We start from the raw sequence: 16,834 nt of genomic DNA on the forward strand, positions 1-16,834 counted from the left end.
GCTGCGCGCCGATCAACCCGGGTATCCCAGAGAACATACTCTCCCGTAACGTGCCCGCTCACTCGCCCCGGCGCGGCCCGGTTTCTCCGTCCCGCGAAGGGGTGCTCGCGGCCTCGCCGAGGGTGCCCGACCAGCGGCGGTACAGCGCGTGCGGGACGGCGACGGCGTCCAGCACCCGGCCGGCCACGAAGTCCACCAGTTCGCGGGCGGTCGAGCCGCCCGCGTAGAAGCCCGGGGACGCCGGGAGGACCACCGCGCCCTGCTCGTCGAGCGCCACCAGGTGGCGCAGCGTGGTGCCGGTCAGCGGGGTCTCGCGCAGGCACAGGACCAGCGGGCGGCGCTCCTTGAGGGTGACCGAGGCGGTGCGCTGGAGCAGGTCCTTGGACAGGCCCAGCGCGATGCCGGCCGCGGCGCCGGTGGTCGCCGGGACGACCAGCATGCCCTTCGCCGGGTACGAGCCGGAGGACGGGCCCGCGGCGAAGTCCCCGGCGGGCCAGTGGCGGACGTCGTGCAGGTCCGCCTCCGGGGTGTCCAGCCAGGCGGCGAGGTCGGTGCGCCAGTGCGCGTCGCGGAAGGAGATGCCGGTCTCGTCCAGGATGGTCAGGCGTGCCGCCCGGCTGACGATCAGGTCGACGGGCTCGCCGGCGGCCAGCAGCGCGCGGATCACCGCGGCGGCGTAGGGGGTGCCGCTGGCGCCGGAGACGCCGACGATCCAGGGCTTGCGGGTGGGGCTCATGGGTCCATTGTCGGGGCTCGGCCGAGGCTACCTGAGGTTGCCGGAGGTGGAAGGGCGGGCAGGGCGAGGACGGACAGGGACGGTTGGTTGGGGTGCTGTTTTTACAGGCCCCCAGCCGCACGGGCTTTTCGGTGGGCTCCGACCGGCAGCAGCATCGACCCGCCGTTCCCCGGGCCCCTGAAGGGGCCCTCTGTCGGGGCTCTCTATCGGGGCTCTCTGTCGGGCCCCCGGCGGGGCCACAATGGGGGTATGGCAGCGGAGTTGGTGGATCTGACGCATCCGGTGGTGTCCGGGATGCCGGTGTATCCGGGGGATCCGGGGGTCGAGTTGCGGGCGGCGTTGACGGTGGAGGGGGAGGGGGTGAACGTGCTGGCGGTGCACCTGGGGTCGCAGACGGGGACGCACGTGGATGCGCCGTACCACCTGGACGTGCGGTGGCCGACCCTGGACGGGCTGCCGTTGGAGCTGTTCACCGGGCCCGCGGTGGTGGTGGACCTGCGGAGCCTGCCGGCCCGGGGGGTGGTGACGGCGGAGCACCTGGCGCCGGCGCTGGCGGTCTCGGGGCCGGGGACGGTGCTGCTGCTGGCGACGGGGTGGCCGCGGTACTGGGGGACGGACCGGTACTTCGCGCACCCGTACCTGGCGCCGGAGGCGGCGGAGGCCGTGGTGGCGGCGGGGGTGCGGACGGTGGGGATCGACGCGCTGTCGGTGGACCCGACGCCGGATCCGGGGCCGTCGGATCCGAAAGTGGCCAGTCTGCTGGCCGAGTTGGCGGACGAGCACGACCCGGAGCCGGAGCAGGCGACGCTGGCGGCGCACCGGGTGCTGCTGGGGCCGGAGGGCGGCGGGGTGATCGCGGAGAACCTGACCGACCTGTCGGCGCTGCTGGAGGCGCAGGCGGCGGGGCGGCCGGTGGAGGTGTCGCTGTTCCCGTTGCGGTTGACGGCGGCGGACGGGGCGCCGGTGCGGGCGGTGGCGCGGATCGGGTGAGCGGCGGGGGTGGCGGGGGCGGCCAACGGAGCGCCCGCTTCCGGGACTTGGTCTAGACCATCCCGGAGCGCCCCGCTAGGCTCCCGCCATGCCTGAGATCGTCGGTGTGGTCGAGCGCTTGTGGCGCTATCCCGTGAAGTCCGCGGGCGGCGAGCTGCTCGACTCCGTCGAGGTGGAGGGGCGCGGTCTGGTCGGCGACCGGCTGTACGCGGTGCGCGACGGCGCCGGGAAGCTCGGGTCGGGGAAGAGCACCCGGCGGTTCCGGCGGATGGACGGGCTGCTGCGGCTCAGCGCCCGGCTGGGACCGCGGATCGACGTCCCGGAGCTGTTCGACCCGCTGGGGATGCCGGTGCCGGACCCGGACCCCTTCCTGCGCGCCTACCTGGAGCAGGAGGACGTGGCGCTGGCCCGCGAGGACGCGGTGTCGCACTTCGACGAGCTACCGGTGAGCGTGCTGACCACCGCCACCCTGGACTGGGTCGCGCAGGCGGTGCCGTCGGCGGTGGTCGACGAGCGCCGGTTCCGGCCGAACGTGCTGCTGCGGACCCCGCCGGGGACGCCGCCGTTCGGCGAGGACGGGTGGTTCGGCCGGGAGGGCCGGGTGAAGGGCGGGGTGCGGCTGGCGTTCGTCCGGGCCAGCGTGCGGTGCGCGATGGTCGGGGCGGCGCAGCCGGGGCTGCCGCACGCGCCGGAGATCCTGAAGGCCGTCGCGCACGAGCGGGACGGCGAGCTGGGCGCGCTGGCGACGGTGGCGCGGCCGGGGCTGCTGCGGGTCGGGGACGTGCTCTCGCTGGCCTGACGCCCGTCGACCCGCAGCGGTCGGCCCGGTCAGCCGGCCCGGTCAGTCGGCCAGGTCAGCCGGCCCGGCGCGGGACCAGGCAGAACGGGTGGCCGGCCGGGTCGGTGAGGACCGTCCAGCGCTCGTGCCGGGCCTTGACCTCGGCGCCGAGGGCGACCGCCCCGCGCTCGGCCTCGGCGAGGTCGGCGACGTCGATGTCGAGGTGGAGCTGCTGGGGGTGGGCCGGGTCGGGCCAGATCGGCTGGCGGTAGTCCTCGACCCGCTGGAAGCCGAGCACCCGGCCGTCGGGCAGGTGGACGGTGGACCAGGCCTCGTCGAGCGACCAGCGCGGGTCGGGCCGGTCCGCTTCGCCGCCGAGCAGGGCGGCGTAGAACTGGGCCAGGCCCGCCGGGTAGTGGCAGTCCAGCACCACGCACTGCAGTGTGCCGATCATCGTGCTCCCCGTTCCGTTCGCGGTGACCCCCCGTCCTCCAGCATGGCGCATCGGCGCGGCGGGTGGCGGTTCGTCCGGCGGAAACGGTGTTCTCGCAGGTGGGAGCCGGTTCCGACGGGGCGTCAGGTGGCGTAATGGTGCGGCAACGAAAACCGGGGCGCCGCGGCCCTAGGGTTGCCGCCGACAGCGCAGCCGAGGGCCGGAGCAGACCCGATGACCAGCGAGAACACCGTTCGCAGCCAGAACAGTGGCGCGGCCAGGCGACCGCGGGCCGACCGGGCCCGGCAGGTCGCGGACGTGCTGCGGCAGCAGGTGCTGAGCGAGGCGTTCGGGGCCGGTCCGCTGCCGCACGAGGACGTGCTGGCGCAGGAGTTCGGGGCGTCCCGGAACACCGTGCGGCAGGCGCTGGACCTGCTGCGCGGGGAGGGCCTGGTGCGCCGGGTGCCCGGGTCGGGGACGCTGGTGGCGGCGGAGAAGGTGCCGCACGGGCTGAACCGGCTGGAGGGCCTGGCCGAGACCCTGCACGAGCACGGCGAGGTGGTGAACGAGGTCCGCTCGTTCGGGCCGGTCCGGGCGCCGGGGGCGGTGGCCCGCCGGTTCGGGCTGCCGGACGGCGCGGACGTGGTGTACGTGGAGCGGCTGCGCCGGTTGAACGGGCTGCCGCTGTCGCTGGACCTGACCTACCTGGCGCCGGACATCGGCGCGCTGCTGGAGCCGGCCGACCTCGCGCACCGGGACGTGTTCCGGCTGATCGAGGAGGCCGCCGGGCAGCCGCTGGGCGCCGCCGACATCACCCTGGAGGCCGTCAACGCCGACGCGCACTCCGCCGCGGTGCTCGAAGTCCCGCGCGGGTCCGCCCTGTTGATGCTGGAGCGGCTCAGCACGCTGGCCGACGGACGGCCGGTGGACCTGGAGTACGTGCGCTTCCGCGGCGACCGGCTGGCCATGCGCGGCCGGCTGCTCCGCGACCTCGCCTGACCCCGCGAAACCCGAACTGACCTTCCTCACCTTGGAGTTGGACCGATGGCGCTCGCCGAGCACCGCACCGACGTGCCCGTGACCATCGACGCCTCGCTGTGCATCGCCGGCTGCACCCTGTGCGTCGACATGTGCCCGCTGGACTCGCTGGCGATCGACGACCAGAGCGGCACCGCGTACATGCACGTGGACGAGTGCTGGTACTGCGGCCCGTGCGCCGCCCGCTGCCCCACCGGGGCGGTCACCGTCAACATGCCCTACCTGATTCGCTGAGGATGCGTCACATGTCTGGTGCAGTAAGGAAGTTGGGCGTGCTGGCGGCGGCCGGGGCGCTGGTCGCGGGGGCCGCCGGGTGCTCCTCCGGGGGCGACTCAAAAACGGTCGAGGTGGTGGTCGGCTACCAGTCGAAGACCATCAACACCGTCACCGCCGGGACGCTGCTGCGGGCCCGCGGCTACTTCGAGCAGCAGCTCGCCGAACTGGGGAAGCAGGACGGCCGGCACTACAAGGTGGTCTGGCAGGACTACGACGCGGGCGCGCCGATCACCGCGCAGATGCTCGCCGACAAGATCGACATCGGTTCGATGGGCGACTACCCGCTGCTGATCAACGGCTCCCGGGCCCAGGCGGCCGGCGGGCCCGGCACCCGGCTGGTCTCGGTGACCGGCTACAACCTGCTCGGCGCGCTCAACTCCGTCGTGGTGCCGAAGGACTCGCCCGCGCACACGCTGGCCGACCTGAAGGGCAAGAAGGTCTCCAGCTCGGTCGGCTCGGCCTCCGACGGCACCCTGGTGCAGGCCCTCGCCAAGGCCGGGGTCGCCGAGTCCGACATCCAGAAGCAGAACCAGCAGCCCGCCGTCGGCGCCTCCGCGCTGAAGGCGCACGGCGTGGACGCGCTGGCCCAGTTCGTGGCCTGGCCGGCCGCCGTGGTGTTCGCCGGGGACGGGCGGCTGCTGTACGACGGCGCGGCGCTCGGCCGGCCCACCCTGCACGGCGTGGTGGTGCGGCAGAAGTTCGGCACCGCGCACGCCGACGTGGTCCGGGCCTTCCTGCGCGCCCAGGACGCCGCCACCCGCGACCTCAACCAGCACCCGCTGGCCGCCGCGCAGAGCGTCGCCGAGGCCACCGGCCTGCCGCCCGAGGTGGTGTACCTCTACAACGGCCCGAACGGCATCGCCACCTTCGCCACCGCGCTCGACCCGCGGCTGCTGGCCGCGCTGCGCACCGACGTGCCGTTCCTGGCCTCGGTCGGCGTCCTCAAGGCGCTCGACCTGGACCGGTTCACCGACCCGTCCTACCTGAAGGACTCCGGCGTCACCGACGGCGAGCCCGCCCGGATCACCGGCACCGACCCGGTCTGCGGCAAGCCCGTCACCGACCCGGCGCTGGCCGGCGAGCTCTGGTACCAGGGCGAGCAGGCCACCCGGCCGGCCGCCGACCCGACCTGCCTGCTCAAGGCCGTGAAGGCGGGCGCGGCTTCGGGCGGGAAGCTGCGGGCCGCGTACGTGCCCGACGCCGCCACCGGCACCCGCTGGTTCGCCGACCAGGACTGGTGGGTGCGCGACGGCGACGCGTTCAAGCCCTTCACCACCGAGGACGGCGCGAAGACCTACCTGGCCGCCCACCCGACCGCGACCGGGCTGACCTACCAGCAAGCGCTGGACGCCTCGTGACCGCGCGGCGCAGGCTGCTGCGGGCGGCGGCGCTGCTCGGCTTCCTCGGGCTGTGGCAGCTGCTCACCGCGCTGAAGGTGGTGGCCTGGGTGCGCTTCGACCACCTGCCGACGGTGCTGCAGGTCGCCGACGCGCTGCGGGTGCAGCTCGGCACCGCCGTGTACTGGCAGGACCTGGCCGAGAGCCTGCGGCGGATCTGCACCGGCTTCGCGCTGGCCGCCGTGCTCGGCGTCACCGCCGGGGTGCTGACCGCCCGCTCGCGCACCGCCGCCGACCTGCTCGGCCCGGTGCTGGAGCTGATCCGGCCGATCCCGGCGATCGCGCTCGTCCCGGTGGCGATCATGCTGTTCCCGGAGAACGAGCAGGGCATCGTGTTCATCACCTGCGCCGCCTCGTTCTTCCCGGTCACGGTGGCCACCCGGCACGCGGTGCGGGCGGTGCCGCCGCGCTGGGAGGAGGCGGTGCGCACGATGGGCGGCGGGACGGGGCGGGTGCTGTTCGGCGTGGTGCTGCCGGGCGCGCTGCCCGGGGTGGTCGGCGGGCTGTCGGTCGGCCTGGGCGTCTCGTGGATCTGCGTGATCTCCGCCGAGATGGTCTCCGGCCAGTACGGCGTCGGCTACCGGACCTGGTCCGCGTACACCGTGCTGGACTACCCGGGGGTGTTCGTCGGGATGGCCACCATCGGGCTGCTCGGCTGGGCCACCTCCGGCGCGGTCGAGCTGCTCGGGCGGCGGCTGACCCGCTGGCTGCCCGCCGCCGTCCCGGCGGGGGTGGCGGCATGAGCCTGCGACTGACCGCGCGCGGCCTGAGCGTCGGCCACCCGGGTCAACCGGTGCTGCACGGCGTCGAGTTGGACGTCGCGCCGGGCGAGGTGCTGACCGTGCTCGGGCCGTCCGGCTGCGGCAAGTCCACCCTGCTGCGGGCGCTGGCCGGGCTGCTGCGGCCGACCGGCGGCGAACTGCTGGCCGACGGGCGGCCGTTGGCCGGGCCCGGCGCGGACCGGGCGCTGGTCTTCCAGGAGGACGGGCTGCTGCCCTGGCGCACCGTCCGCCGCAACCTCGAACTCCCGCTCGCCATCGCCGGGTTGAAGCGCGCCGAGCGGCGCGCCCCGGTCGCCGACTGGCTGGGCCGGGTCGGCCTGGACGGCCACGGCGAGCGGCTGCCACGGGAGTTGTCCGGCGGGCAGCGCCAACGCGTCCAGCTGGCCCGGGCGTTGGTCGGCGCGCCGAAGGCCGTGCTGATGGACGAGCCGTTCGGCGCGCTCGACCCGCAGACCCGCGCCGCGATGCAGCAACTGCTGCTCGCCGTCTGGGAGAAGGAGCGCTGCACGGTCGTCTTCGTCACCCACGACGTGGACGAGGCGCTGCTGCTCGGCGACCGGGTCGCCGTGCTGTCCGGCGGCACCCTGGCCGCCCTGCACGAGGTGCCCGCGCCGCGCGACCCGGCGGCCGACCGGAGCGCGCTGCGGGCGCTGCTCCTCACCCAGTACGCCTGAACCCCGTACACCTGAACACACTTGAGAGGCACGGCAGATGCGCACACCCGAGATCAGCGAGGCGCGCCGGTTGGAGTGCGACGTCCTGGTGATCGGCGGCGGCACCGCCGGGTCGATGGCCGCGATCGCCGCCGCCGAGGCCGGCGCCCGCGTCCTGCTGCTGGAGAAGGCGCACGTGCGCCACTCCGGGGCGCTCGCCATGGGCATGGACGGCGTCAACAACGCGATCGTCCCCGGCCGGGCCGATCCGGACGCGTACGTCGCCGAGATCACCCGCGCCAACGACGGCATCGTCAACCAGGCCACCGTCCGGCAGACCGCCCGGCGCGGCTTCGCCATGGTGCAGCGGCTGGAGCGCTACGGCGTGAAGTTCGAGAAGGACGAGCACGGCGAGTACGCGGTGCGGCAGGTGCACCGCTCCGGGTCGTACGTGCTGCCGATGCCCGAGGGCAAGGACGTCAAGAAGGTGTTGTACCGCGTCCTGCGCGAGCGCCGGATGCGCGAGAAGGTCACCATCGAGAACCGGGTGATGCCGGTGCGGGTGCTCACCTCCGGGGGCCGGGCGGTCGGCGCGGCCGGGTTCGACACCCGCAGCGGCGAGTTCGTGCTGGTCTCGGCCGGGGCGGTGGTGCTGGCCACCGGGCCGTGCGGGCGGCTCGGGCTGCCCGCCAGCGGCTACCTGTACGGCACCTACGAGAACCCGACCAACGCGGGCGACGGCTACGCGATGGCGTACCACGCGGGCGCGGAGCTGTCCGGCATCGAGTGCTACCAGGTCAACCCGCTGATCAAGGACTACAACGGCCCGGCCTGCGCGTACGTCGCCAACCCGTTCGGCGGCTACCAGGTGAACCGGCACGGCGAGCGGTTCGTCGACTCCGACTACTGGTCCGGGCAGATGATGGCCGAGTTCGCGGTCGAACTCGCCTCCGACCGGGGCCCGGTGTACCTGCGGACCACCCACCTGCCGGAGGAGACCGTGCAGGCGCTGGAGTCCATCCTGCACACCACCGAGCGCCCCAGCCGGGGCACCTTCCACGCCGGGCGCGGCCACGACTACCGCACCCACGACGTCGAGATGCACATCTCCGAGATCGGCCTGTGCGGCGGCCACAGCGCCAGCGGCGTCTGGGTCGACGAGAACGCCGCGACCACCGTGCCCGGGCTGTACGCGGCCGGGGACCTGGCCTGCGTGCCGCACAACTACATGATCGGGGCGTTCGTCTTCGGCGAACTGGCGGGCACCCACGCGGCCGGCCAACTGCCCGCCGTGCGGCCGGAGTTGCCTCAGGACCAGGTCGCCGACGCGCACCGGCTGGTCTACCGGGCGCTGGAGCACCCCGACGGGCCGCCGCAGCAGCAGGTCGAGTACAAGCTGCGGCGCTTCGTCAACGACTACATCGCCCCGCCGAAGACCGGAGCCCGGCTCTCCGTCGCGCTCGACCACTTCGAGCGGATGCGCGGCGAGGTCGCCTCGATCGGCGCCCGCACCCCGCACGAGCTGATGCGGGCGGTCGAGGTCGACTTCATCCGGGACTGCGCCGAGATGGCGGCGCGCGCCTCGCTGGCCCGCGACGAGTCCCGCTGGGGCCTCTACCACCAGCGCCTCGACCGGCCCGAGCGGGACGACACCGGCTGGTTCCGGCACCTCAACCTGCGCAAGCGGGCCGGGGACGGCGCGATGGAGTTCCTGACCCGGCCGGTCGCGCCCTACCTCGTGCCGGTCGACGGGCTGGAGCCGCCCGGCGGGGAGGTCGAACTGCTCGGCACCGTCGAGGCGATGGTGGTCGGCCGCACCGGGGTGAGCGCGGTCGCGGCGGGCGGGACGGGGGCCACCGGCGCCTCGAAGCCGCAGGGGCGCGTCCTGGAGGTGCTGCGGGCCGAGGGCGCCGCGGTCGTCGACTACCTGACCGACCCCGACCCGGACGTCCGGCTGGCCGCCGTCGCCGCGCTCACCGAGCACACCCCGGACGGCACCGGCCGCGCGCTGGTCGCCGCGCTCGGCGACCCGGACGGGCGGGTCCGCGGCGCGGCCGTCGCGGGCCTGCGGGAGCTGGTGGAGGTCCTCGACCCCGCGCTGGGGACCGCGCTGGCCGCCGCGGCCGGATCCGCCGACCCGGTGGTGCGGGCGGGCGTCCAGGAACTCGCCCGAGTCCTGCGCGGCGGATCGGTGGAGCTGTTCGCGGCCGGACTGCGCGACGCCGAGACGGCGGTGCGGCTGCAGGCCGTCCGGGGGCTGGTCTCGCTGGACGCGGCGGACGCGCTGGCCGCCGGGGCGACGGACCCCGCCCGGGAGGTCCGGGTCGCCGTCGGCGAGGGGCTGGGCGTGATCGGCGACCCCGCCTCGGCGGCAGTGCTGGTGGTACTGGCCGAGGACCCCGACCCGCTGGTGCGGGCCGGCGCCTTCACCGGTGCGGCGGGCCTGGGCGGGGCGCTGGCGGAACTGGCACAGCGCCCGGACCCGGCCTGGCAGGTCCGCAAGGCTGCGGCGGGCGTGCTGGGCGCGGCCGGACGCTGGGAGGCGCTGACGGTGCTGGCGACGGACGGGAACGGAGACGTCCGCAAGGCCGCCGTCCGGGCGATGGCCGCGGGCGCCGCGGAGGCGGACGTCGCCGCGGCGCTGCGGGAACGGCTGACGGACGGCGACGCGGACGTCCGGGCGTACGCGCGGCTGGCGTTGGAGGGGGCGTAGGGACGCGCATTCAGGGGCTCGGGGAACGGCGAGTCGATGCTGCTGGCGGTCGGAGCCCATCGGAGGTCCGTGCTGCTGCGTGTAGTGACAGAACCGGAAGCCGATGCGCGCAACGGCAGTGCACCGCCAGCAGACTCGGGCTCGCCGTTCCCCGAGCCCCTGATTTCGCATCCCGCCGTTCTAGAAGCCGAGGTCGCCGCCGGAGGCGTAGCGGGTGGGGACGTCCGGGAGGGTGCGGCGGAGGAGCGGGGCCAGGGTTTCCGGGGTGGGCGGGGTGGGGCCGAGGCCGATGGCGAGGGTGGGGCCGGGGAGGGGGTGGGGCCAGGCGTGGTGGGTGGGGGCGAGGGGGTCGAGGGCGGTGAGGAGGGTGCGCAGGCGGCCGCGGGTGGCGCCGAGGCGGTCGGGGGCGGGGGTGAGCAGCAGCCAGGCGGCGTGGCGGCGGTGCAGCGGGGGCGGGGCGAGGAGTTCGGGGTGGTCGGGGCCGAGTTCCCAGGCGCGGTAGAGCTCTTCGGTGAGCAGGTCGCGGGTGCCGGGGCCGACCTGGGTGGTGCAGCTGCGGACGGGGGCGGTGGGGGTGAGGACGGTGACGGGGTCGGGCTGCGGGGTGGTGGGGCCGCCGTGCAGGGTGACGGGGTGGCGCCAGTCGTGTGCGGCCCAGGTCTCGGTGAAGTGGTGGAACAGTTCGGCCGGGTCCTCGGTGCCGGCCTCGGTGACGGTCCGGGCGGCGAGCACCGTCCAGGCGAGGGAGGGGAGTTGGCCGAAGGGCGCGGAGACCAGGCCGCGGGCGGAGGCCCAGCTCTTGACCCGGCGGGTGAGGGCGGCGAAGGCGGCGTGGCGGGGGCCGACGGCGGCCAGGACGGCGTCGGCGTCGGTGACGGCGCTGTACGCGATCGCGGAGTCCTCGGCGGGGGCGAGCACCAGGTCGACGGCGAGGTCGGCGACGTCCAGCCGCAGGCCGGGGACGCGGGCGCCGTGGACTTCCCGGATGTTCCGGGCCTCGGGCAGCGCCTCGGCCAGCTTCCCTGCCAGCAGCGCGGGTCGGACGGCGCCGGGCAGGACGGTGACCAGGTCGAGGTCGGCGCCGTCGAGGTGGCAGCCCATCCGGCGGGAGCCGGCCAGGTGGGTCTCGCCGGGCAGCGCGGCGGCGATCCGGTCGGTCAACTCGCCGATGTCCAAGGCAGGTTCGGTACGGGCGACCGGGGCGGCCGGCTCGGGCAGCTCGCGGATCTCGCCGGTGCCGAGCGCAATGGTCGCGCGCGGCAGCATCGGCCTGTCGCCGCGCCGGGAGAGCACGACGAGTTCGCCGACCGTGGCGGTGCTGGTGCCGAGGGCGGCCTCGGCGTCGGCGGCGTCGTGCGGTTCGTAGGCCAGGCCGACGGTGAGGTGCGGGTGGTAGCCCTCGCCGTGGGTGGTGGAGCGGGGGAAGCGGCGGGCCAGGGCGTGCCGGAGGGCGGCCCAGGGCGCGGCGGCGCCGACGGCGGGGTCGAGCCAGAGCGTGGCGGTGAGCCGGTGGGTGAAGGTGTGGACGCCGGACAGGGTGGTGCGGAACGGGGCGGTTTCGGCGGCGGCTTCGGCCAGCAGCGGGAGGGCCCGGTCGAAGTGGTGCTCGGCGACGAAGCCGTGGAGCAGGTTGACGTGCGGCGGCCAGCGGTCGTACTGCGGGTCGGTGCGGGACCGCAACTCCTGGATGGCGGGCCGGAGTTCGGCGGGCGGGAGCCAGGCGACGGCGGTCCGGACGGTCGGCGGGGCGTCGAGCGCCTCGACGCCGGGGGTGTCGGTGAGGCCGACGACGGCGGCGAGGCCGTAGTGGTCGGAGGGGTGCAGGCCGGTGGGGTCGGGGCGGTCGCCGAGCAGGTGGGCGGTGGCGGTGCGGGCCCGGCCGGGGCGGAGCAGGATCCGGTCGAGGCGGCCGGCCCGGCCGGTGCGGGAGCCGACGGCGGCGAGCGGGTTGGCGGTCGGGTCGAAGGTGGGGGTGCGGTCCTCGGGGCCGTACTGCTCGGTCCAGGCGTCGCGCAGGCCGAGTGCGGTGCACGGCTCCCAGCCGCTGTCGTTGAAGTCGCCGAGGACCAGGAGTTCGCCGTCTACGGCCGCGAACCCCTGGGCCAGTTCGGCGAGTTCGGCGGTGCGGCGGGCCGGTCCGTCGGCCGAGTGGTCGCTGCTGAGGTGGACGGCGGCGACGGTGAGCGGTCCGGCGGCGGTGGGCACGGTGATCGCGGTGACGGCCTTGTGCGGTCCCAGTGCGTGCCGGCCGGCCTCCAGGACGGGCAGCCGGGAGAGCAGCAGCAGCCCGTGGCCGTCGATCTCGCGGCCGAACGGGTCGGCGCCTAGGGTGTACTGCCCGCGCACCCAGTCCTGGTTCAACAGGAGCTTGACCAGGGCGGGTTCGACCTCCTGGAGGGCGATCAGGTCGGCGTCGGCGGCTTCGAGTTCGGCGAGCAGCAGCGGGCGGCGGCGGACGGTGTGGATCCGGTCGGCGTCGTAGCGGTCCCACAGGGTGTTCCAGGTGACGACCTTCAACTCTCCTGCGGGTAGAGCCGGTTCGGCCTCGGCGGGCCGCCAGCCGCGGTCGGGGTGCCAGGCGTGCGGGGTGCTCGGGGTGAAGAACGGCGCGGGCAGGCCGCGCGGGCGCCGGCGCCGTCCGGCGGTGGTGGTGTCGAGCAGGTCGGTGCCGCGCTCGCGGTCCCAGACCACCTGCCCGTCGGCCTCGACCTGCCGGACCCGGTGCCAGGGCACGTCCCCGGCGGCGGTGAAGGTCTCCAGCGGGACGCGTTTGATCCGGTCGTCGCGCTGCCGGACGCCGAGCGTGAACCGGGCCGGGTCGAACCGGTCGTCCCAGCGGATGCGTTGGCAGACCTGCTCGATCGGACGCATCAGTCCTCCTCGTCCAGGGATCCCGCGCCGTCCGCCACGGTGCCGTCGGCGTCGAGGTAGCGGGTGCGGTGGGCCTGCCCGGGGTAGGGCGGGCTCCAGCGGTGCAGTTGGGCGGTGAGCACCTCGGCGGGGACGGGGTGCGGGCGGACGGCGTTGCGGCGGAGCAGTTCGGCCTCGTCGACGACGGTGACCACCTGGGTGAGCAGCGCGCCGCGGCGTTCGGCGACGGCGTGCACGTGGGCGCGCTGGTGGCGGTTGAGCGAGGTGGCGTCCCAGACCGCGGTGCCGCCGTCGGCGAGGGCGGCCTCCAGCGCGGTGAGACCCTCTCGCAGGAGTTCGGGGTTGTCACGCTGTTCGGTGCGGGAGCCGCGGGCGGCCCGCAGATCGTCCAGCGAGATCCGGGTGCCGGGCAGGGTCGCCGCGTGGGTGGACTTGCCGCTGCCGGAGGGGCCGCACAGGTGGGTCAGCCGGGGGAAGCGGCCGTCCCGCCAGGTCCAGGTGGCGGCGACGGCCTCCTCGACGGTGGAGATCCGGCCGAGTCCGTACGCCTCGCGGGCGTGCGCCCAGCACCGGTCCCGGACGTCCGAGTCGAGGCCGGTCAGGGCCTCGCGCAGGCCGGTGCGCAGCCAGCCGAGCGGGTCGGGGCCGAGCAGCCCGGCGTCCTCGGCGTGCAGGGCGGACCAGGCGACCTCCTGCTCGGCGGCGGGCAGCGCGGCGGCGGCGACGGCGTGCAGCACGCCGAGGTCGGCGGCGGCGGTGAGGGCGGTGAGTCCGGCCCGGCGGTGTTCGTCGGGGAAAGGCTGCCCGAGTCGCGGGTGGAGGCCGACCAGGTCGGCGACCCGGCGGGCCTGCCGGAGGCCGAGCGGCCCGGCCAGCCGGGGCATCAGCTCGGCGCGGCGGGCGGTGCGCAGCCCGTGCGCGAGCACGCCGGCGAGCCGGGCGTCGCCGGTGCGGCCGAGCGCGTCCAACCGGGCGGTGACGTCGTCGAGTTCGGGGTGCAGCGGGAGGCCGAGCGCGGCGCCGAGTCCGGCGGCGTCCGGTTCGCCGCCCGAACGGACGTGCCAGAGCGCGGAGTTCGGCCCGAGGCCGTTCTCCACCACGGCGGCGTGCATCCAGTGCGTGTCGGTCCGGACGTGGTGCGGCCGGACCCACTTGGCGACCCGCCGTCCGAACTCGGCTCGGTCGAACCCGGCGACGGTGCGGACGACGTAGCCCTCCTGGCGCTCGGGGTCGAGCTTGAGCGCGCGGATCGCCCGCTCCTCGTACCGGCCGCGCCACAGCACCCGGGGCGCCGGGACGCCGAGGCGGCGCAGGAAGCGGACGGTGGCGTCCCAGTCGAGGCAGCGGTCCTCGGCCGTCCAGACTGAGAAGCCGTAGAACCAGCTGTCCAGGTCGGTGTAGGCCAGCGAGTGCCGGGCGAACAGGTTCTCGCCGCAGATCCGCCAGCCCGCCGGGACGCCCGCGCCGATCCGCCCCTGGAGGCCCTTCACCCAGGCCCGGGACGGGTGGTGCCCGGAGTCCAGCGAGCGGGCGTGCAGCCCGTCCGCGTACAGCGTGGTGTTCTCGCCGTCGAGCTTCTCGGTGACGACCACCTCGGCGCCGGCCAGGCCGGAGAGGTCGCCGCTGCGGAGGTCGTCGGCCGCCGCCCCCGGCGACCACGGGAGGTGCGGGGTCCGCGGGTAGGGGACGCGCATGCCCGCCACCCTAGGGACGGGCGGCGGGCACGGGCCAGCGGATTAGCGCGGCCGTCAGACCGTCAGGCCGCGGGCGATCAGGTCGATCAGCGCGAAGGCGAACAGCGAGATGCCCACGAACCCGTTGGTGGAGAAGAACGCCCGGTTCAGCCGGGACAGGTCGTTCGGCTTGACGATGGTGTGCTCGTAGACGAACGCGCCCGCCACCACGGCGAGCCCGCACCAGAAGAACGCGCCCGCGTCGGTCAGCACCGCGTACCAGGCCAGCAGCGCGGTGGTGATCGCGTGGCAGACCCGGGCGCCGGTGATAGCGGCCGGGACGCCGAAGCGGGCGGGCACCGAGCGGACACCCATGCCGCGGTCGGCGGCGACGTCCTGGCAGGCGTAGATCAGGTCGAAGCCGCCGATCCAGATGCCGACCGCGAGGCCGAGCACCACCGCGTCCCAGGACCAGGTGCCGGTGACGGCCAGCCAGGCGCCGATCGGGCCCATCGCCTGGGCGAGCCCCAGGATGGCCTGCGGGAAGTCGGTGAACCGCTTGCCGTAGGGGTAGACCACCATCGGGACGACGGCGACCGGGGCCAGCAGCAGGCAGAGGGTGTTGAGCAGCGCGGCCGAGCCGAGGAAGACCACCAGGGCGATCGCCGAGCCGACGTACGCGGTGCGCACCGAGACGGCGCCGGTGACGAGTTCGCGGCCGGCGGTGCGCGGGTTCCGGGCGTCGATCTCGCGGTCGATGATCCGGTTGGCGGCCATGGCGAAGGTCCGCAGGCCGACCATGCAGACGGTGACCAGCAGCAGTTCGCGCCAGTGCACGGACTTGTCGGCGAGGAACATCGCGGTGAGCGCGGCGGTGTAGGCGAAGGGCAGCGCGAACACCGAGTGCTCGATGGCGACCAGGCGCAGGAAGGCCCGGGTCCGGCTCGGCGGGGCCTCGAACGCGTCGGCGGTGGTCACAGCCCGTACTCCTTCCAGCGGCGGGTGACCCGGGCGGCGGTCTCCGGGTCGGAGGCGACCATCTCGGGCCAGCCGCCGTCGCGGGTGTAGCCCTCCTCGGGGAGCTTGCGGGTGGCGTCGATGCCCGCCTTGCCGCCCCAGAACTGCTGGTAGGAGGCGTGGTCGAGGTGGTCGACCGGGCCCTCGACGACCGAGAGGTCCCGGCTGTAGTCGACGTTGCCCAGGGCCCGCCAGGCGACCTCCTGGTAGTCGTGCACGTCGCAGTCGGCGTCCACCACGACGATCAGCTTGGTGAGCGACATCATGTGGGCGCCCCAGATGGCGTGCATGACCTTCTGGGCGTGCTTGGGGTACTTCTTGTCGATCGAGACGATCACGCAGTTGTGGAAGCCGCCGGCCTCGGGCAGGTCGTAGTCGACGATGTCCGGGATGATCACCTTGAGCAGCGGCAGGAAGAAGCGCTCGGTGAACTTGCCGAGCGGCCCGTCCTCGGTCGGCGGGCGGCCGACCACGATGGACTGCAGGATCGGGCGGCGGCGCATCGTGACGCAGTCGATGGTCAGCGCCGGGAACGGCTCCTGCGGGGTGTAGAAGCCGGTGTGGTCGCCGAACGGGCCCTCGGGCAGCAGTTCGCCGGGCTCCAGCCAGCCCTCCAGCACCACCTCGGCGTCCGCCGGGACCTGCAGCGGGACGGTCTTGCAGTCGACCATCCGGACCCGCTCCCCCGCGACGAAGCCCGCGAACAGGTACTCGTCGATGTCGCCGGGCAGCGGCGCGGTGGCGGCGTAGGTGACGGCGGGCGGGCAGCCGAAGGCGATCGCCACCGGCAGCTTCTCGCCGCGCTTGGCGGCCACCGCGGCGTGGTTGCGGCTGTCCTTGTGGATCTGCCAGTGCATGCCGATGGTGCGCCTGTCGTGCCGCTGCAGCCGGTACAGGCCGAGGTTGCGGACGCCGGAGTCCGGGTCCTTGGTGTGGGTGAGGCCGAGGTTGAAGAAGGAGCCGCCGTCCAGCGGCCAGGTGAACAGCGCGGGCAGCTGCTCCAGGTCGACGTCCTCGCCGGTGAGCACCACCTCGTGGACGGGCGCGTCGCCGGACTTCACGTTCCGCGGCGGGACGTGCGCCATCGTGGCGAGCTTGCCGAACGCCTCCCGGAACCCGGTGAAGCCCTGCGGCAGTTCGGGCTTGAGCAGGCCGCCGATCTTCTCGGCGATGTCGTCGGGCGACTTCAGGCCGAGCGCCTTGGACAGCCGCCGCTCGGTGCCGAAGACGTTCATGGCCAGCGGCATCGCCGAGCCCTTGACGTTCTCGAAGAGCAGCGCGGGGCCCTTGGCCTTCTGCACCCGGTCGACGATCTCGCCGACCTCCAGGTGGGGGTCGACCTCGACCTTGATCCGTTTGAGGTCGCCTTCCCGCTCCAGTGCCCGGAGGAAGGAACGGAGATCGTCGTATGCCATACCTGTCAGTATCCGATACGGGCTACCCTGAGCCCGCCAAGGGTCCTGTCCGAACCTGCTCC

14 protein-coding genes are annotated in these 16,834 nt (G+C 74.7%); 8 read left to right on the top strand and 6 right to left on the bottom strand.

The genetic code is table 11. The features are described from left to right. Window positions 1-58 precede the first annotated feature (58 nt). Window positions 59-736 (bottom strand): UbiX family flavin prenyltransferase, encoded by a 678-nt coding sequence (locus OU787_RS13055; protein WP_268659407.1) that lies wholly within the window; start codon window positions 734-736, stop codon window positions 59-61. Window positions 737-985: 249 nt separating this feature from the next. Here OU787_RS13055 and OU787_RS13060 point away from each other — a divergent pair, with 249 nt between their 5' ends. Both OU787_RS13060 and OU787_RS13065 read left to right on the top strand, forming a co-directional pair. Beyond that, on the top strand, window positions 986-1,726 hold the full coding sequence (locus tag OU787_RS13060; RefSeq protein ID WP_268659408.1) for a cyclase family protein: 741 nt from the start codon (window positions 986-988) through the stop codon (window positions 1,724-1,726). Between the two features lie 88 nt (window positions 1,727-1,814). Then, window positions 1,815-2,525 carry an MOSC domain-containing protein gene (locus OU787_RS13065; protein ID WP_030462117.1) on the top strand — a complete coding sequence of 237 codons (711 nt, stop codon included), beginning with the start codon at window positions 1,815-1,817 and terminating at the stop codon, window positions 2,523-2,525. A 55-nt stretch (window positions 2,526-2,580) separates the two neighbouring features. Here the strand turns inward: OU787_RS13065 and OU787_RS13070 are convergent, their stop codons facing one another. Then, on the bottom strand, window positions 2,581-2,958 hold the full coding sequence (locus OU787_RS13070) for a VOC family protein (RefSeq protein ID WP_030462116.1): 378 nt from the start codon (window positions 2,956-2,958) through the stop codon (window positions 2,581-2,583). A 213-nt stretch (window positions 2,959-3,171) separates the two neighbouring features. On the opposite strand from OU787_RS13070, the gene OU787_RS13075 reads away from it, so the two are divergent. The 6 genes from OU787_RS13075 to OU787_RS13100 are packed head-to-tail and all read left to right on the top strand — an operon-like array spanning window position 3,172 to window position 9,796. Next, window positions 3,172-3,936, top strand: coding sequence for a GntR family transcriptional regulator (locus OU787_RS13075; protein ID WP_030462115.1), 765 nt, complete (start codon window positions 3,172-3,174; stop codon window positions 3,934-3,936). Window positions 3,937-3,981: 45 nt separating this feature from the next. Further along, on the top strand, window positions 3,982-4,209 hold the full coding sequence (locus OU787_RS13080; RefSeq protein ID WP_030462114.1) for a 4Fe-4S dicluster domain-containing protein: 228 nt from the start codon (window positions 3,982-3,984) through the stop codon (window positions 4,207-4,209). An 11-nt stretch (window positions 4,210-4,220) separates the two neighbouring features. Next, the gene (locus tag OU787_RS13085) at window positions 4,221-5,609 is read left to right on the top strand and encodes an ABC transporter substrate-binding protein (RefSeq protein ID WP_268659409.1); all 1,389 of its coding nucleotides are present in this window, start codon (window positions 4,221-4,223) and stop codon (window positions 5,607-5,609) included. After that, window positions 5,606-6,391, top strand: a complete 786-nt coding sequence (locus OU787_RS13090) for an ABC transporter permease (protein WP_268659410.1) — start codon at window positions 5,606-5,608, stop codon at window positions 6,389-6,391. The genes OU787_RS13085 and OU787_RS13090 overlap by 4 nt, the downstream gene beginning before the upstream one ends. After that, entirely contained in the window at window positions 6,388-7,104 is a 717-nt protein-coding gene (locus OU787_RS13095; protein ID WP_030462111.1) for an ABC transporter ATP-binding protein, read from the top strand. The genes OU787_RS13090 and OU787_RS13095 overlap by 4 nt, the downstream gene beginning before the upstream one ends. A 37-nt stretch (window positions 7,105-7,141) precedes the next feature. Next, on the top strand, window positions 7,142-9,796 hold the full coding sequence (locus tag OU787_RS13100; RefSeq protein WP_268659411.1) for a fumarate reductase/succinate dehydrogenase flavoprotein subunit: 2,655 nt from the start codon (window positions 7,142-7,144) through the stop codon (window positions 9,794-9,796). 180 nt (window positions 9,797-9,976) lie between these two features. Here the strand turns inward: OU787_RS13100 and OU787_RS13105 are convergent, their stop codons facing one another. From OU787_RS13105 to OU787_RS13120, 4 genes are read right to left on the bottom strand one after another with little or no spacing between them, the layout of a single operon-like run. After that, window positions 9,977-12,667 carry an RNA repair domain-containing protein gene (locus OU787_RS13105; RefSeq protein ID WP_268659412.1) on the bottom strand — a complete coding sequence of 897 codons (2,691 nt, stop codon included), beginning with the start codon at window positions 12,665-12,667 and terminating at the stop codon, window positions 9,977-9,979. Further along, complete coding sequence (locus tag OU787_RS13110; RefSeq protein ID WP_268659413.1) at window positions 12,667-14,361, bottom strand: RNA ligase family protein; 1,695 nt, start codon at window positions 14,359-14,361, stop codon at window positions 12,667-12,669. The genes OU787_RS13105 and OU787_RS13110 overlap by 1 nt, the downstream gene beginning before the upstream one ends. A gap of 54 nt (window positions 14,362-14,415) precedes the next feature. Beyond that, a complete protein-coding gene (gene mqnP, locus OU787_RS13115; protein WP_268659414.1) occupies window positions 14,416-15,318 on the bottom strand; it encodes a menaquinone biosynthesis prenyltransferase MqnP in 903 nt (300 codons plus the stop codon). Beyond that, entirely contained in the window at window positions 15,315-16,772 is a 1,458-nt protein-coding gene (locus OU787_RS13120) for a menaquinone biosynthesis decarboxylase (RefSeq protein WP_268659415.1), read from the bottom strand. Before OU787_RS13120 ends, mqnP begins: the two co-directional genes overlap by 4 nt. Window positions 16,773-16,834 lie beyond the last annotated feature (62 nt).

It is taken from the genome of Kitasatospora sp. YST-16, from assembly GCF_026802215.1.
Lineage (GTDB): Bacteria > Actinomycetota > Actinomycetes > Streptomycetales > Streptomycetaceae > Kitasatospora > Kitasatospora cineracea.

Excerpts from the sequence above, each read along its gene's own strand:
- OU787_RS13055 (WP_268659407.1), bottom strand. The coding sequence starts at position 736 with ATGAGCCCCACCCGCAAGCCCTGGATCGTCGGCGTCTCCGGCGCCAGC.
- OU787_RS13060 (WP_268659408.1), top strand. The coding sequence starts at position 986 with ATGGCAGCGGAGTTGGTGGATCTGACGCATCCGGTGGTGTCCGGGATG.
- OU787_RS13065 (WP_030462117.1), top strand. The coding sequence starts at position 1,815 with ATGCCTGAGATCGTCGGTGTGGTCGAGCGCTTGTGGCGCTATCCCGTG.
- OU787_RS13070 (WP_030462116.1), bottom strand. The coding sequence starts at position 2,958 with ATGATCGGCACACTGCAGTGCGTGGTGCTGGACTGCCACTACCCGGCG.
- OU787_RS13075 (WP_030462115.1), top strand. The coding sequence starts at position 3,172 with ATGACCAGCGAGAACACCGTTCGCAGCCAGAACAGTGGCGCGGCCAGG.
- OU787_RS13080 (WP_030462114.1), top strand. The coding sequence starts at position 3,982 with ATGGCGCTCGCCGAGCACCGCACCGACGTGCCCGTGACCATCGACGCC.
- OU787_RS13085 (WP_268659409.1), top strand. The coding sequence starts at position 4,221 with ATGTCTGGTGCAGTAAGGAAGTTGGGCGTGCTGGCGGCGGCCGGGGCG.
- OU787_RS13095 (WP_030462111.1), top strand. The coding sequence starts at position 6,388 with ATGAGCCTGCGACTGACCGCGCGCGGCCTGAGCGTCGGCCACCCGGGT.
- OU787_RS13100 (WP_268659411.1), top strand. The coding sequence starts at position 7,142 with ATGCGCACACCCGAGATCAGCGAGGCGCGCCGGTTGGAGTGCGACGTC.
- OU787_RS13105 (WP_268659412.1), bottom strand. The coding sequence starts at position 12,667 with ATGCGTCCGATCGAGCAGGTCTGCCAACGCATCCGCTGGGACGACCGG.
- OU787_RS13110 (WP_268659413.1), bottom strand. The coding sequence starts at position 14,361 with ATGCGCGTCCCCTACCCGCGGACCCCGCACCTCCCGTGGTCGCCGGGG.
- OU787_RS13120 (WP_268659415.1), bottom strand. The coding sequence starts at position 16,772 with ATGGCATACGACGATCTCCGTTCCTTCCTCCGGGCACTGGAGCGGGAA.